The following is a 14281-nucleotide window of genomic DNA, read 5'->3' as shown; positions in this document are numbered from 1 at the left end:
CAAATGTGACAGTCTCTGTTCGCGCTACCTTCGCGCATGGGGCATTTGATGGGCGTCAATTCGGGTTCGCCAAGGCAGGCGTAGACCGGGTGCGATGCGAAAGATCCCGTCATGACGCGCCGCAGTCCGCCCTTCGAACTGCCCATTTCGGGCTTCCAGATGCTCGAAGACGATCACGCCGTGCAGCGCAGCCTGTGCAACGAACTGGAGGGCGTCGCGGATCGGCTGCCGGCGCTGCCGTCTTCCGCCGAGGCTATGCGGCTGTGCAGGACGATCCAGCGGGTGACCGCCACGCATTTCGCGCGGGCCGAACGCGTCTTCGCCGGGCTGCCGGTCGCGCACCGGCCGGGGCGGGCATTTCTTTCCGCGCTGCACGAGATGCACCAGTTCGACCGGATGCATGGCGAGGACCTGGCGAGCGAACTGCGCCGCAGCGTCGAGACCGGGGCCGAGCGCGACGTCGGCAAGCTCTCCTACATGCTGCGCTGCTTCTTCGACGGCTGTCGCCGGGCGATCGCGCTCAAGGAAAGCGGGATCGAGATCGCCCGGCGCGGGCTTATGCCGGGTTGAGGATCGCCTGCAGGCTGGCTTCGCGCAGCACGGTGCAGCCGCGATCCCCCTTGGCGAAGGCGAGGATGCCGGCCGCCTTGAGCTGGGAGAGCTGGCGGCTGACCGTCTCGATCGTCAGCCCGAGGTAGTCGGCCATCTCGCCGCGGCTGATCGGGATGGCGATGCGGGTGCCGCCGTTCGCCGCTGGCCGGCCGGTGCGCTCGACCAGGTCGAGCAGGAAGCCGGCGATCCGCTCGCGGGCGTTGCGACGGCCGAGCGCGAGCATCCGGCCACGGGCGTCGCCCAGCGCCAGCAGGGTGCGGCGGAGGAGCAGGCGCTCCATGCGAGGATGGTCCTCGAGCGTGCGCTCGAACGCGGCGCGGGGATAGGTGCACAGGTCGGTCTCGCACAAGGCCGAAACGGTCAGCGTTGCGTCGTCCGCGAACAGCTCGCCGACGAAATCGCCGGGGAAGAGCAGGCCGACGATCTGCTCGCGCCCGTCGCTGGTGGAGGCGGTGACCTTGAGCATGCCCTCGACCACGGTGGCGCAATGGTGGTTGCGGTCGCCGGCCCAGTTGAACGCCTGGCCCGCCGGCAGGTTGCGGCGCCGGCCGATCGCGTGGAGCGCCGAAAGCTCGCCATCCGCCATCGCCGCGCAGAGCGAGTTGCCCCGCGCCTTGCAGGAGAGGCAGCGCGCGGGGGCGCAGCTGGCGGAGGTGCGGTCCTGGAGGAGCATGGCGGGTGCTTTCGATGGGAGGTCAGACGGCGCTGCTGAAGCGCCTGGCACCGGCCGCACGCCACGGATCGAAGATCGCCGCGATGGTACGCGCATAGGGCAGGGCGCCCTTGTCGAGCAGCAGCCGCGTGCCGGCCCAGGCGATCAGGCTCCGTGCCTCGAACGGCACCAGCCGGGCGCGGATATCTTCGAGGTCGGGCAGGCCGATGCATTCGGCCTCGCCGCGGCAGAGCAATGCCTCGATGATCGCACCGCGCCGCCGATCGCCTGCGCTGCGCCTTATGCCGCGCGCGGTGGCGAGCTGGCCGTTGGCGATACGCAGGTGATAGCGGCCGGCATGTTTCTCGTTCTGGAGCAGTGCCCCCGGAAAGGCGCTGATCGCGGAGGCACCCAGGCCGATCAGCACATCGGACCGGTCCTCGGTGAAGCCCTGGAAATTGCGGCGCAGCGTCCTGCCGCGCGCGGCGCGGGCAAGGGTGTCGTGCGGCACGGCGAAATGATCGAAGCCGATCGCGTCATAGCCGGCGCCGGTGAGCTTGCGATGCGCCTGCTGCGCCATGGCGAAGCGGGCGCCGCCGCCGGGCAGGCGGGTCGCGTCGATCCGGCGCTGGCGAGGCAGCAGGTGGGGGACATGCGCATAGGCGAACACCGCGAAGCGCTCGGGATGCATCGACAGGGCGATGCCCAGCGTCTCGTCGAGATCCTCGGAGAACTGGCCGGGCAGGCCGTACATCAGGTCGAAGTTGATCGACTCCACGCCTGCAACGCGGAGCCGGCCGGCGGTGCAGGCGATCTCCTCGGTCGGCTGGATGCGGCCGATCGCGCGCTGGATGTGCGGGGCGAAGGTCTGCACGCCCAGGCTGGCGCGGCGGACCTTGTTGCGGGCGAAGCACTCGGCCCATTCCCAGCCGAAGCCGCGCGGATCGAGCTCGACCGAGACGATGGCATCGGCGCAGGCGAAGGCGCTGCGCAGCCGTTGCATCAGTGCGTCGAACTGCGCGGGAGCAAGGGCATTTGGGCTGCCGCCGCCCCAGGCGATGCGCGCGATCCTGCCGCGGCCATCGAGCTTGCGGGCGACCAGGTCGAGCTCCTCGCCCAGCCGCTGGACATAGGCGGCGACGCGCGCGGTGCGGTTGGCGGCGCCGGTGTTGCAGCCGCAATACCAGCAGATCTCATGGCAATAAGGGACGTGGAGGTAGAGCGAGACCGGATCGTCCTCGCGCACCCGGGCCAGCGCATGCTGCATGTCGGCCGGGCCGACATCGTCGCCGAACTCCGCCGCGGTGGGGAAGCTGGTGTAGCGGGGCACCGGCGTGGCGAGCAGCTCGGGATGATAGGTCCACATGGCAATCCCCTGCGAGCGCAGCGGCGCGGGGGCTTTGACGCCGGTCAAATCGCGGCTTGCGCTGCTGCAAGGCGGCGCGGCGGACCGGCGCGCATCTCCTGGCGCGACAACACAGGAGGCAATGATGAAGACCCTGATCGCCCTGGCCGCCGCCGGCCTGATCGCAGCACTTCCCGCCGGCGCCCAGACGCGCGACGAGACCGGCATCAAGGCGGGCGACGTGCTCGTCCGGCTGCGCACCATCCTGGTGGCGCCGAACGAGAAATCGAACGGCATCCACCCGGCCTTTCCGGGCGAGAAGGTGAAGCTCGACAATGCCGTGATGCCCGAGATCGATGCGACCTACATGGTCACCGACACGATCGGCCTGGAGCTGATCGCCTCGACTACAAAGCATGATTTCTCGGGCGTCAGCGGCACCACCGGGTCGATCGGTAGGCTCGGCTCGACCTGGGTGCTGCCGCCGACGCTGACCGCGCAATATCACTTCAATCCGCGCGGCAAGCTGCGGCCCTATCTCGGCGCGGGCGTGAACTACACGATGTTCTGGAACGAGAAGGCGTCGGGCGGGCTGCAGGGCGCCGTGGGCAAGACCAGGGTGCGCATGTCCGACAGCTTCGGCTGGGCGGCGCAGGCGGGCATGGACGTCGACCTGACCCGCAAGATCTTCCTCAACCTCGATGTGAAGTACATCGACATGCGCACCGATGTGCGGCTCGACACGGCTGCGATCGGCACGCAGCGGACGCGGGTGAAGGTCAATCCGCTGGTGTTCGGCCTGGGGCTCGGCGTGCGGCTTTAGATCTCGATGAAGCCGCGCCGTGCCGCGGTGATCACTGCATGGGTGCGGTCGGCGACGTCGAGCTTGGCGAAGATGTTCTTGAGATGCGCCTTCACCGTGTCGGTGGAAAGCGACAGCCGCCAGGCGATCTGCTTGTTGGGATGGCCCTCGGCGACCAGCTTGAGGATGTCGGTCTCGCGCTCGCTCAGCCGGTCGTCAAAGGCGTGGAGCGCGATCTCCTGCGCGACATCGGCAGCGATCGCGCGGCGCCCCTCGTGCACCGCGCGGATCGTGTCGAGCAGGTCCTTGCGGATGCAGCTCTTGAGCAGATAGCCGGTCGCGCCGGCCTTGAGCGCACGCAGCGCATGGGTGTCGCCGGGATAGGTGGTGAGGACGACGAACTGTGCCGTCGGGAATTCGCGGCGGATCGCCTCGATCGTCTCGACCCCGTCCATGCCGGGCATCTGGATGTCCATCAGCGTCACGTCGGGCTGGAGCGCGCGATACTGCTCCACTGCCTCGGCGCCGCCCTGCGCCTCGCCGACGATCTCCATGTCGGGCTGGCGCTCGACGACCGCGGCGATGCCTTCGCGCAGCATCGGATGGTCGTCGACCACCATCACGCGGACGGTCCTGGTGCTCGTCATCACAGCTGCTTCAACCAATTCGGCCTCCTGTGACCAGAGCGCGCCACTTGCGGCGCCGTGTGTTCGAATAGGCGATCGTCGCGGGGACGATCAACGCGACTTCGGTGCCGCCGCCGGGCGGGCGCTGCACCACCAGCCGCGCCTGGATCTTGCTCGCGCGCTCCTGCATGCCGGGCAGGCCGAAATGCCCGTCGCGGCGGCCGTCGCGCAATATCTCCTCGGCGATGCCGACGCCGTCGTCGCGGAAGCGGACCGAGAAGCTCTCGGGGCGGAAGGCGATGCGGATGAGGATCTGCTTCGCCTGGGCGTGGCGCCAGACGTTGAACAGCGCCTCGTTGGCGATGCGCGCCACTTCGTCCCACACCAGCGGGTCTAGCGCCCGCGCCTCGCCTTCGCTGGCGACGTTGATCTGCGTGGCCGGCGAGAAGACCTGCTTGCGGGCGATCTCGAGGATCATGTGCTCGATATCGTCGGCGCCGCCGATCATCCGCAGGTCGCGCACCCGGTCGCGGCCCTCGGCCAGCACGTCGTCGGCGCGGTCGAGCGCTTCCTCCAGCGTGCGGCGTGCGGGGTTCTCGGGCGGAATATCGTCGGCAACGAGCTGGAAGCGCAGAACCAGCGCCTGGACCCCCTGGAGAAGCGTATCGTGCAATTCCCTGGCGATCCGCTCCCGCTCGGTCAGCCGCTCGCGCATGCGGACGCGCATCGCCGCCGCCATCGCCCGCACCTTCACCTGGTAGAGCAGCAGGAACAACGCGGCGATCGCCATCGCGCAGAGCAGCGCGAACCACGGGCTCTGCAGGAAGGTGGGCGGGATGGTGAGCTCCAGCACCGCCGGCCGGGGGTTCCACAGCCCGTCATTGTTGGAGGCCATCACCCGGAAGCGGTACGTGCCCGGATCGAGATTGGTGTAGAAGGCCTGGCGCCGGGTGCCGGGATCGATCCAGCCCTTGTCGAAGCCTTCGAGCATGTAACGGAAATGCACCCGGCTCGGCACGGAGAAGCTGAGGCCGGTATAGTCGATCGAGAGGTTGGTCTTGCCGGCCGGGAGCGTGATCCTTTCCGGATCGACGAAGCGCTGGCCGTCGACGGTGAGCGCACGGATCGCCACGGGCGGTACTGCGGCGTTGCGGACCAGATGGGCGGGGTCGATGCGCATAACGCTCTGGCGGGTGAGGAACCAGAGGCGCCCGTCGCCGCCAGCATCGATCTGCAGTCCGTCGGCGCGCTGGGTGCGGCTGGAGAGGCCGTCCTGCTCGTCGAACAGGTCGTGGCGGAGCGGCGCGGTGGGCTGAGCGAAGGCGCGGTCGAGATCGGCGGTGCGCAGCCGCAACAGGCCGGTATTGTTGACCATCCAGGTCTCGCCCGTGGCGGCCTGCACCACGCCGCGCACGCCGCGCAGCCAGGGATGATGGGCGATCGACAGCCGCTCGAACCGGCCGTTCCGCCAGCGCGCCAGCCCGTCGCCGCCGGCGACCAGCAGCCCGTCGCGGCTGCCATAGACGCCGGTCAGGCCGGAAACGCCGATCTGCTCGTTGGTCCAGCCGCGGGCGATTGATCCGGTGACGCGGACCAGGGCCTTGCGGTCGAGGATGATCACCGGATTGCCGTCGCCGTCGATCACGATGTCCTGCGGCCGGCCGGGCAGGGGAAGCCTCGGCTCGTGCCAGCCATTGCCGCGGCGGACGAGCGCACCGTGCTGGAAGCGCGCAACCCACAGGCGTCCGAGCCCGTCCTCGGCGCACCCGAAGGTGGCGCCGGCGCCGGGCAGGCCGAGCGTCTCCACTACCTTGTCGCCGCGCAGCCGGATCATCTTCTCGGGCGTGCTCAGCCACATCGATCCATTGCCGCCGCGGCACAGCGCCTGGATTTCCGTATAGCCGCTCGAGAAGAGGACGGGTTCGCGGCCGGGCAGGGCGCGGTAGAGCGAGGGGCCGCTCGCCAGCCAGACCGTTCCGCTGCTGTCCGCCGCGAGCAGATAGCCCTCCGCCGCACCGCCCGACGGCGTGTCGATGCGGAAGAGGTTGGCCGGGCGGAACTGGTCGAGCCCCAGCTCGGTGCCCACCCAGATATTGCCCTCGCGATCCTGGAGGAACGACACCGCCTGGTTCGAGGTGAGGCCGTTGCCGGTGCGATAGGTGGAGACCGCGCCGGGCACGTCGTACCGGTCGGCGGCACGATCGACTTCGAAGATGCCGCTGGTGAAGCTCGAGCCCCAGAGATTGCCGTCGCGGTCGAACAGGATCGCGGTGCGGCGCACCCGGCCGGAAAAGGGGTAGAGAACCGAACTGCGCGGGGTGCGCGCGCCGGCGGCGTAATCGGGCAGCATGCGCGTGCCGTGCTCGTCGGCCAGCCACATATTGCCCTTGGGGTCGAGCGCGAGATGGCCGCCAAAGCCGAGCTGCACGCCGGTCGGCTCGAAGCGCTTCGCCCCGCGGCGCCAGATGTAGAGCTGCTTGTCGGTGGCGATCCAGACCGAGCCGTCGCGGGCGGTGGCGAGGCTGGAGACATATTCCTTGTCTGGCACGCCCTGCGCTTCGCCGATCGTCTCCCAGCGCCCGCCGCGATAGCGCTTCAGCGCCTTGTGGGTGCGCCCGCCGACCGCCCAGATCGCGCCGTCCCGGTCTTCCCGTAGCTCGGTGAACTCGCCCGCGGCATCGGTCATGCCGGTGCGCACCATGCGTCCGCCGCGATAGACCTCGACCCCGCCGGCACCCGCATAGGCGGCCCAGAGCTCGCCGGCGCGCGTGACGAGCACCGCGCTGACCGGGATGGCGCCGCGGGGATGGTCGGCGGCGGGCGGGACGTACTCGAAGGTCACGCCGTCGAAGCGGTAGAGCCCGTTGCCGGTGCCGACCCAGATATAGCCGTCCGGCCCCTGGGCGAGCGCCTGGACCATGGCGGGGACGCCGTCCTTGCTGGTCCAGGTGGCGTGGAGATAGCGCGATATGCCCTGGCCGGGCGCGTCGGCGGTGGCCGTGCCGGTGCAGCACAGCGCGACGATCCCGGCGATGAGCAAGGCCAGTCGCAAGATGCTCCCTCTCTCACGCGACGCTTTGGAAAGCCGGCATGCTAGCACGAAAGCCCGGCAGAGCGTGAGGTACCCGAAAGAGTAGGCGCTGGCTACCGGCGCGGGATTTCCTCCGGCGCGGCGGTGTGGGAGCCAGACCGGACATCTGGCCGGAGGAAGAGCATGGACGAGCGTCTAGAGATCACGCGCCGCGCGTTCGGCATGGGCGCGGCGGCAGCGGCTGCGGTCGCGGCATTGCCCGTCTCCCTTCCGGCCGGCGCTTCCCCCAAGGCAGGAGACAGGATGATGGGCAGCTTCAAGGTCGCGGACGGCACCGAGCTTTTCTACAAGGACTGGGGTCCCAAGGACGCGCAGGTGATCTGGTTCCACCATGGCTGGCCGCTCTCGGCGGACGACTGGGACAGCCAGATGATCTTCTTCCTCCACCAGGGCTACCGGGTGATCGCGCATGATCGCCGCGGGCACGGCCGCTCGACCCAGACCTATACGGGCAACGAGATGGACACCTATGCCGCCGATGTCGCGGCGCTGGTCGAGCATATCGACGTCAAGGGCGCCATCCATGTCGGCCACTCGACCGGCGGCGGCGAGGTCGCGCATTATGTCGCGCGGGCCAAGCCGGGCCGCGTCTCCAAGATGGTGCTGATCGGCGCGGTGCCGCCGGTCATGCTCAAGAGCGAGAAGAACCCGGGTGGCCTGCCGATCGAGGTGTTCGACGGCATCCGCGCCGGCGTGCTCGCCAATCGCGCCCAGCTCTACATCGATTTCCCGACCGGCCCCTTCTACGGCTACAACCGGCCGGGCGCGAAGATCAGCCAGGGCATCATCGACAACTGGTATCGCCAGGGCATGATGGGCGGGATCAAGGCCCATTACGACTGCATCAAGGCGTTCAGCGAGACCGACTTCACCGAGGACCTGAAGAAGATCGAAGTGCCGTCGCTGGTGATGCACGGCGACGACGACCAGATCGTGCCCTATGCGGACTCGGCGCCGCTCTCGGCCAAGCTGCTGAAGAACGCGACGCTCAAGACCTACAAGGGCCTTCCGCACGGCATGGCGACCACGCATCCGGAAGTGATCAACCCGGACCTGCTCGCCTTCATCAAGGGCTGATCGTCGCACCCGAGTTCGGAGTACCGGATTGGCCCCCACGGTCATGCTCATCCACGGCGCCTGGCTGACCCCCAGCGCCTGGGACCGCTTCCGCCAGCGTTACGAGGCGGCGGGCATGACCGTGGTGGCGCCGGCTTGGCCCTGGCTCGACCGCCCGGTGGACGAGCTCCGCCGGGCGCCCGACCCGCGGCTGTCCAGGCTCGGCCTGCGCGAGATCACCGACCATTATGCCGCGCTGATCGCGGCGATGCCGCATCCGCCGATCCTGATCGGGCACAGCTTTGGCGGGCTGGTCGTCCAGCTGCTCGCCGATCGCGGGCTGGGCGCCGCGGCGGTGGCGATCGACCCGACGCCGCCGTTCGGCGTGCCCGTGCATCCGCTGGCGCTGTGGACCTCGCTAGGCGTGTTTACCGCCTTCAACGGCTGGAACCGCGTGCTGCGGATGCGCGCGGCGAGCTTCGCCGCCGGCTTCGCCCAGACGCTGCCCGAGGCCGAGAAGCTCTATGCCTGGGAGAAGTTCATCGTGCCCACGCCCGGGCGAATCTTCTTCGAGGCGGCGCTGGGCATCGGCAGCCGGGTACGCTGGGACAATCCCGACCGGCCGCCGCTGATGCTGATCGCCGGCGGGCGCGACCGCACCGTGCCCGCGCCGATGGTGCGCGGCGCCTATCGCCGGCACCTGCGCTCGCCGGCCGACACGGCGTTCCACGAATTCCCGGGCCGCTCGCACTGGTTGTGCAACGAGGATGGCTGGGAGGAAGTCGCCGACCGGGCGCTGTCCTGGGCGCGGACGGCGGCGGGGCGCTGACTTCCTATCGGGCACGCCCTCGCGACTCGCCAAAGTACAGGAAGTACACGCCAGAAGCGGGTTTCCCCGGCCGGAAGGTCACAAAGTTCGCACCATTGGTGGCTTGCGAGATGCCGGCCGCGCAACAGGATTGCGCGGGCCTGATCCTATCTTTCCTACTGGGCAAAGAGCGGTCCGAAGACGCCTGAGCCCAGCAGGTGAAATCCTACATTGCAAGCGCGCCGCCCGTACCCTGGGCTCCTGCTTTCGCAGGAGCACATGGGAGGTGGGCAGATCGACGCTCAGGCGTATTCCGGCATGCCCTCCAGCAGCTTGTCGAGCGTGACCGGATAGTCGCGGACACGCACGCCGGTGGCGTTGTAGATCGCGTTGGCGACCGCCGCGCCGACCCCGCAGATACCGAGCTCGCCCACGCCCTTGGCCTTCATCGGCGAGCTCATCGGATCGGTCTCGTCGAGGAAGATCACCTCCTGGTGCGGCATGTCGGCATGGACCGGCACTTCGTAGCCGGCGAGATCGTGATTGACGAAGAAGCCGAAGCGCTTGTCGACCGCCAGCTCCTCCATCAGCGCCGCGCCGGCGCCCATGGTCATCGCCCCGATCACCTGGCTGCGCGCCGAGACCGGATTGAGGATCCGGCCCGCGGCGCAGACCGCGAGCATGCGGCGGATGCGGATCTCGGCCGTGGCGGCATCGACGCCGACCTCGACGAAATGCGCGCCGAAGGTCGATTGCTGGTACTTCTTCGTCAGGTCGCCATATTCCATCGCGTCCTCGGCGACGATCTCGCCGTTCTTCGCTGCCTCACCCAGCGGAACGGCGCGCTTGCCGCTCTTCACCTTGCCGCCGGCGAACACCGCATCGGCCGAGTTGACGCCGAGCTTCTGCGCCACCGCCTCGCGCAGCTTGGCGCAGGCGGCATAGACGCCGGCGGTGGCGCTGTTCGCCCCCCATTGCCCGCCCGAGCCGGCCGATACGGGGAAGCTGGAATCGCCGAGCTTCACCACCACCTTGTCGAGCGGCACGCCGAGCATCTCGGCCGCGGTCTGCGCGACGATCGTGTAGGTGCCGGTGCCGATATCGGTCATGTCGGTCTCGACCGTGACCACGCCCTGGGCATTGAGGCGCACCCGCGCGGCGGACTTCATCACCAGGTTGTTGCGGAAGGCCGCGGCCACGCCCATGCCGACCAGCCAGCGACCGTCGCGCACCTTGCCGGGCCTGGCGCGCTTCGCCCAGCCGAACTTGTCCGCGCCGATCTTCAGGCAGGCGTTCAGCTGGCGCTGCGAATAGGGGCGGCTGGGGTTCTCGGGGTCGACCTGGGTATCGTTGATCACGCGCAGATCGACCGGATCGATGCCGAGCTTCTCGGCCAGCTCATCCATCGCGACTTCGAGCGCCATCAGGCCCGGCGCCTCGCCCGGCGCGCGCATCGCATTGCCCTCGGGCAGGTCGAGCACGGCGAGGTGGAGCCCGGTCATCCGGTTGGCGCCGGCATAGAGCAGCTTGGTCTGGGCGGTCGCGCCTTCGGGGCCGCCATTGGGCAGGTCGCCCGACCAGCTTTCATGGCCGATCGCCGTGAGCTTGCCGTCGCGGGTGGCGCCCAGCCGGATGCGCTGGATCGTCGCAGGGCGGTGCGTGGTGTTGTTGAAGATGAAGGGGCGGGGCAGGGCGACCTTCACCGCCCGGTTCGCCGCCTTCGCGCCCAGCGCCGCGAGCAGGACATCGGCGCGGATGAACAGCTTGCCGCCGAAACCGCCGCCGACAAAGGGCGAGCGCATCCGGATCTTTTCCTTCGGCATGCCGAGCGTCTTCGCCATGTCCGCCACCGACCAGGCTATCATCTGGTTCGAGGTCCACAGATCGAGCTGGTCACCATTCCAGGCGGCGATGCTCGCATGCGGCTCCATCATCGCATGCGCGTGATCGGGCGTGGTGTAGGTCGCGTCGAGTTGGACCGGCGCCGCGGCGAAGGCACCGGCGAAATCGCCGACCTTGGTCTCGGCGCCATTTTCCTTGGCGAGCGGCGCACTGGCCTTGGCAGCGGCGAGATCGAAACTGCCCTTGTCGCGGGCATAGTCGACGCGGATCAGCGAGGCCGCGGCGCGCGCCTGCTCGAAGCTTTCCGCCACCACGAGCGCGATCGCCTGATGATAATGCTCGATATCGGGGCCGCCGAGCAGCTTCGCGGTGTTGAAATTGCCCTTGCCGAGCTTGCCGGCATTCTCCGCGGTGACGATCGCCAGCACGCCCGGCGCGGCCTTGGCATCGCCCAGCGCCATGCCGGTGATCCGTCCCTTGGCGATCGCCGAGCCCAGGATATAGCCATAGGCGGCATTGGGCGTATCGCGCTGCTCATAGGCATAGGGCGCGGTGCCGCTGGTCTTGAGCGGACCGTCGATGCGCGGCGTGGGCTTGCCGACCACCTTGAGCTGGTCGATCGGATTGGTGCCAGCGGGCTTGTCGAACTTCATGGCTCAGGCCCTCGCTTCGGCAATGGCGGCGGCGAGCGTGCGCTCGGCCAGCACCAGCTTGAACTTGTTCTGCTCGGTCGGCTTGGCACCGGCAAAGGCGAGCGCGGCGGCGGCCTTGGCGCCCTGGGCCAGCGCGGCTTCCGCCGCCTCGATCCGCCAGGGCCTTGGTGCGACGCCGCCGAACGCGACGCGGCCGGTGCCGTCCTTCTGGAGGATCGCGCCGACCGAGACGAGCGCGAAGGCATAGGAGGCGCGGTCGCGGACCTTGTGGTAGATATGCGTGCCGCCGATCGGCCGGGGCAGGGTCACCGCGGTGATCAGCTCGCCCGCCGCCAGGCTGTTCTCGACGTTCGGCGTGTCGCCGGGGAGCGTGTGGAACTCGGCGATCGGGATCGCGCGGGTGGCGCCGTCCGCGCGCACCGTCTCCACCACCGCGTCGAGCGTGCGCATCGCCACCGCCATGTCGCTGGGATGGGTGGCGATGCAGGCATCGCTCGCGCCGATCACGGCGAGGCTGCGGTTGATCCCGCCGATCGCCGCGCAGCCGCTGCCGGGCTTGCGCTTGTTGCAGGGCTGGTTGGTGTCGTAGAAATAGGGGCAGCGGGTGCGCTGGAGCAGATTGCCCGCCGTCGTCGCCTTGTTGCGCAGCTGGCCCGACGCACCGGCGACGAGCGCGCGGGAGAGCAGGGCATAATCCTTGCGGACGCGCCTGTCGGCGGCGAGATCGGTGTTGCGGACGAGAGCGCCGATGCGCAGCCCGCCCTCGGGCGTCGCCTCGATCTTGTCGAGGCCGAGATGGTTGACGTCGACCAGATGGGTCGGCGTCTCGATCTGCAGCTTCATCAGGTCGAGCAGATTGGTGCCGCCGGCGATGAAGCGGGCGCCCTGGGTGCGGCCGACGATCGCGGCGGCCTCGGCCGGGCTATGCGCCCGTTCGTAGCTGAACGCCTTCATGCCTTCCTCCGCGCGGCGACTTCGCCGATCGCCTCGATGATGTTCGAATAGGCGCCGCAGCGGCAGATATTGCCGCTCATCCGCTCGCGGATCTCGTCGGCGCTCATCGCCGGCTTGCCCGCGATGTCGCCGGTGACGTGGCTGGGGATGCCGGCGCGGATCTCGTCGAGCACCGCCACCGCCGAGCAGATCTGGCCGGGGGTGCAATAGCCGCACTGATAGCCGTCATGCTTGACGAAGGCGGCTTGCATCGGGTGCAGCTTCTCGGGCGTGCCGAGGCCCTCGACCGTGGTGATGCTGTCGCCTTCGTGCATCACTGCCAGGCTGAGGCAAGAGTTGATCCGCCGGCCGTCGACGATCACCGTGCAGGCGCCGCACTGGCCATGGTCGCAGCCCTTCTTGGTGCCGCCGAGCAGCAGATGCTCGCGTAGCGCGTCGAGCAGGGTGGTGCGGGTGTCGAGCTCCAGCGCATGCGGCTTGCCGTTCACCTTGAAGCCGACCTTCGCCATCACCGGCGTGCCGGCACCGGCCGAGCCGGCCTGCTCGGGAGCGGCCTCCGCGACAGGGGCGGCGGTGGCCGCGACCGAGGCAGCGCCGCCGATCAAGACACCGCGCCGGGATAGTTCGAAATCGCCTGGTCCGTGCATATCGGCATCTGCTCCTCATGACGCTGGTGCGTGTTCCGACTTCAACGTTCTAACGCGAACCCGGGGCCAGGCAAAGCGCGGCCTGGTGGGGCCTCCGATCGGGGGAGAACAACCGAGCCTGAGCAGATGTTGCCAGCATGCTGGAATAAGGGGATAAAGCCGCCAAATAAAACGGGCCGCCCCCTCGGAAGACCATGAAGCCGCCGCGCGGAATCAAGACCGATCACTATACGACTGCGGGCTTTCCTGCCGCCGACCGGCATGATCTGTGGTCGGCCCGGGGCTGGCCGAGCATTGCCTCGGTATTCGACTCGACGCCGATCGGCCCGTTCCACACCACTGCCGAGAATGTGCTGCTCGACGGCGTACCGGTTTCCTATTCGCACGGGACCGCGCGCCGGTTCGAGCGCACGGCGGAGCGCATCGCGGCGGACGGGATCGATGCGCTGGGGATCAGCGTGCTGCTCGAGGGGCGCACGCATGGCAGTGCCGCGGGCCTGCCGTTCGTCGCCGAGGTGGGGGAGGTGGTGCTGCTCGACCTTACCCAGGTCTCGTCAGTGGTGATCTCCGAGAACCGCTCGATCCAGTTCGCGGTGCCGCGTGATCGCGCCGAGCTGGAGATCGGCCCGGTCGAGCCTCTGCATGGCCGGGTGATCGGCCGCGTGGCGGCGGCGCTGCTCCACAGCCATCTCGTCCAGCTTGCCGAGGGGATGAAATATATCCCTGAGACCGATGCCGCCCGGGTCGCCCGGACGCTGATCGACATGCTCGCTTTGGCGATCCGCGCGGAGGGAGAGGCGGCGCTGGGCGAAAGCGCGGCGCAGTCGCTGGCGCTGCGGGTGCGGGGCGAGATCCACCGCAATCTCGGCTCGCCGGGGCTGAACGCGGCGAGCCTGTGCCGCCGCTTCGGCATCTCGCGCTCGACGCTGCACCGGCTGTTCGAGGAGGAGGGCGGGATCCAGTCCTATATCCGCGCCAGCCGGCTTGAGGCGGCGCGGACGGCGCTGCTCGCGCTGCCGCGCGCCGACCGGATCGGCGATATCGCCGAGCGGCTGGGGTTCAGCGATGCGGCGCATCTCAGCCGGCTGTTCCGCCAGCGCTTCGGCGAAAGCCCGAGCGACTGCCGGAAGCGCGCGCGGGATCGCGGCGAGGGACAATGAAAAGGGCCGGGGGTTTCCTCCCGGCCCTTTCGA

General features: G+C 69.1%; 12 protein-coding genes. 5 read left to right on the top strand and 7 right to left on the bottom strand.

The window, feature by feature from the left end; translation table 11 throughout:
• Positions 1-111 precede the first annotated feature (111 nt).
• Positions 112-570: a hemerythrin domain-containing protein gene (locus tag J2W22_RS17720; RefSeq protein WP_307119543.1), complete on the top strand. Its 459-nt coding sequence runs from the start codon at positions 112-114 to the stop codon at positions 568-570.
• Here the strand turns inward: J2W22_RS17720 and J2W22_RS17715 are convergent.
• Together J2W22_RS17715 and hemN are read right to left on the bottom strand one after the other, a co-directional pair.
• Positions 557-1285 (bottom strand): Crp/Fnr family transcriptional regulator, encoded by a 729-nt coding sequence (locus J2W22_RS17715; RefSeq protein ID WP_307119542.1) that lies wholly within the window; start codon positions 1283-1285, stop codon positions 557-559. The two genes, J2W22_RS17720 and J2W22_RS17715, sit on opposite strands and share 14 nt — an antisense overlap.
• A 22-nt stretch (positions 1286-1307) precedes the next feature.
• Entirely contained in the window at positions 1308-2630 is a 1323-nt protein-coding gene (gene hemN, locus J2W22_RS17710; protein WP_307119541.1) for an oxygen-independent coproporphyrinogen III oxidase, read from the bottom strand.
• Between the two features lie 124 nt (positions 2631-2754).
• On the opposite strand from hemN, the gene J2W22_RS17705 reads away from it, so the two are divergent.
• Positions 2755-3432 carry an OmpW/AlkL family protein gene (locus tag J2W22_RS17705; protein ID WP_307119540.1) on the top strand — a complete coding sequence of 226 codons (678 nt, stop codon included), beginning with the start codon at positions 2755-2757 and terminating at the stop codon, positions 3430-3432.
• Here the strand turns inward: J2W22_RS17705 and J2W22_RS17700 are convergent.
• Both J2W22_RS17700 and J2W22_RS17695 read right to left on the bottom strand, forming a co-directional pair.
• Positions 3429-4058: a response regulator gene (locus J2W22_RS17700; protein ID WP_307119539.1), complete on the bottom strand. Its 630-nt coding sequence runs from the start codon at positions 4056-4058 to the stop codon at positions 3429-3431. The genes J2W22_RS17705 and J2W22_RS17700 overlap by 4 nt on opposite strands.
• Before the next feature lie 10 nt (positions 4059-4068).
• Positions 4069-7089 carry a sensor histidine kinase gene (locus J2W22_RS17695; RefSeq protein WP_307119538.1) on the bottom strand — a complete coding sequence of 1007 codons (3021 nt, stop codon included), beginning with the start codon at positions 7087-7089 and terminating at the stop codon, positions 4069-4071.
• Between the two features lie 285 nt (positions 7090-7374).
• On the opposite strand from J2W22_RS17695, the gene J2W22_RS17690 reads away from it, so the two are divergent.
• Together J2W22_RS17690 and J2W22_RS17685 are read left to right on the top strand one after the other, a co-directional pair.
• Positions 7375-8205 carry an alpha/beta fold hydrolase gene (locus tag J2W22_RS17690; protein ID WP_307119614.1) on the top strand — a complete coding sequence of 277 codons (831 nt, stop codon included), beginning with the start codon at positions 7375-7377 and terminating at the stop codon, positions 8203-8205.
• A 28-nt stretch (positions 8206-8233) separates the two neighbouring features.
• A complete protein-coding gene (locus tag J2W22_RS17685) occupies positions 8234-9013 on the top strand; it encodes an alpha/beta hydrolase (RefSeq protein ID WP_307119537.1) in 780 nt (259 codons plus the stop codon).
• A gap of 281 nt (positions 9014-9294) precedes the next feature.
• Here the strand turns inward: J2W22_RS17685 and paoC are convergent, their stop codons facing one another.
• The 3 genes from paoC to paoA are packed head-to-tail and all read right to left on the bottom strand — an operon-like array spanning position 9295 to position 13088.
• Positions 9295-11487: an aldehyde oxidoreductase molybdenum-binding subunit PaoC gene (gene paoC / locus J2W22_RS17680; protein ID WP_307119536.1), complete on the bottom strand. Its 2193-nt coding sequence runs from the start codon at positions 11485-11487 to the stop codon at positions 9295-9297.
• A 3-nt stretch (positions 11488-11490) separates the two neighbouring features.
• Positions 11491-12441, bottom strand: coding sequence for an FAD binding domain-containing protein (locus J2W22_RS17675; protein ID WP_307119535.1), 951 nt, complete (start codon positions 12439-12441; stop codon positions 11491-11493).
• Entirely contained in the window at positions 12438-13088 is a 651-nt protein-coding gene (gene paoA, locus J2W22_RS17670) for an aldehyde dehydrogenase iron-sulfur subunit PaoA (RefSeq protein WP_307119534.1), read from the bottom strand. Before paoA ends, J2W22_RS17675 begins: the two co-directional genes overlap by 4 nt.
• Positions 13089-13282: 194 nt before the next feature.
• On the opposite strand from paoA, the gene J2W22_RS17665 reads away from it, so the two are divergent.
• Positions 13283-14248 carry a helix-turn-helix domain-containing protein gene (locus J2W22_RS17665; RefSeq protein WP_307119533.1) on the top strand — a complete coding sequence of 322 codons (966 nt, stop codon included), beginning with the start codon at positions 13283-13285 and terminating at the stop codon, positions 14246-14248.
• Positions 14249-14281: the final 33 nt, after the last annotated feature.

It is taken from the genome of Sphingomonas kyeonggiensis, from assembly GCF_030812785.1.
Taxonomy (GTDB): Bacteria; Pseudomonadota; Alphaproteobacteria; order Sphingomonadales; family Sphingomonadaceae; genus Sphingomonas; species Sphingomonas kyeonggiensis_B.
This window is presented reverse-complemented; position numbering and strand designations above follow the sequence as displayed.

Bases quoted from the DNA above. Each gene is read 5' to 3' on its own strand.
- J2W22_RS17720 (WP_307119543.1), top strand. From the start codon at position 112: ATGACGCGCCGCAGTCCGCCCTTCGAACTGCCCATTTCGGGCTTCCAG.
- J2W22_RS17715 (WP_307119542.1), bottom strand. From the start codon at position 1,285: ATGCTCCTCCAGGACCGCACCTCCGCCAGCTGCGCCCCCGCGCGCTGC.
- hemN (WP_307119541.1), bottom strand. From the start codon at position 2,630: ATGTGGACCTATCATCCCGAGCTGCTCGCCACGCCGGTGCCCCGCTAC.
- J2W22_RS17705 (WP_307119540.1), top strand. From the start codon at position 2,755: ATGAAGACCCTGATCGCCCTGGCCGCCGCCGGCCTGATCGCAGCACTT.
- J2W22_RS17700 (WP_307119539.1), bottom strand. From the start codon at position 4,058: ATGACGAGCACCAGGACCGTCCGCGTGATGGTGGTCGACGACCATCCG.
- J2W22_RS17690 (WP_307119614.1), top strand. From the start codon at position 7,375: ATGGGCAGCTTCAAGGTCGCGGACGGCACCGAGCTTTTCTACAAGGAC.
- paoC (WP_307119536.1), bottom strand. From the start codon at position 11,487: ATGAAGTTCGACAAGCCCGCTGGCACCAATCCGATCGACCAGCTCAAG.
- J2W22_RS17675 (WP_307119535.1), bottom strand. From the start codon at position 12,441: ATGAAGGCGTTCAGCTACGAACGGGCGCATAGCCCGGCCGAGGCCGCC.
- paoA (WP_307119534.1), bottom strand. From the start codon at position 13,088: ATGCACGGACCAGGCGATTTCGAACTATCCCGGCGCGGTGTCTTGATC.
- J2W22_RS17665 (WP_307119533.1), top strand. From the start codon at position 13,283: ATGAAGCCGCCGCGCGGAATCAAGACCGATCACTATACGACTGCGGGC.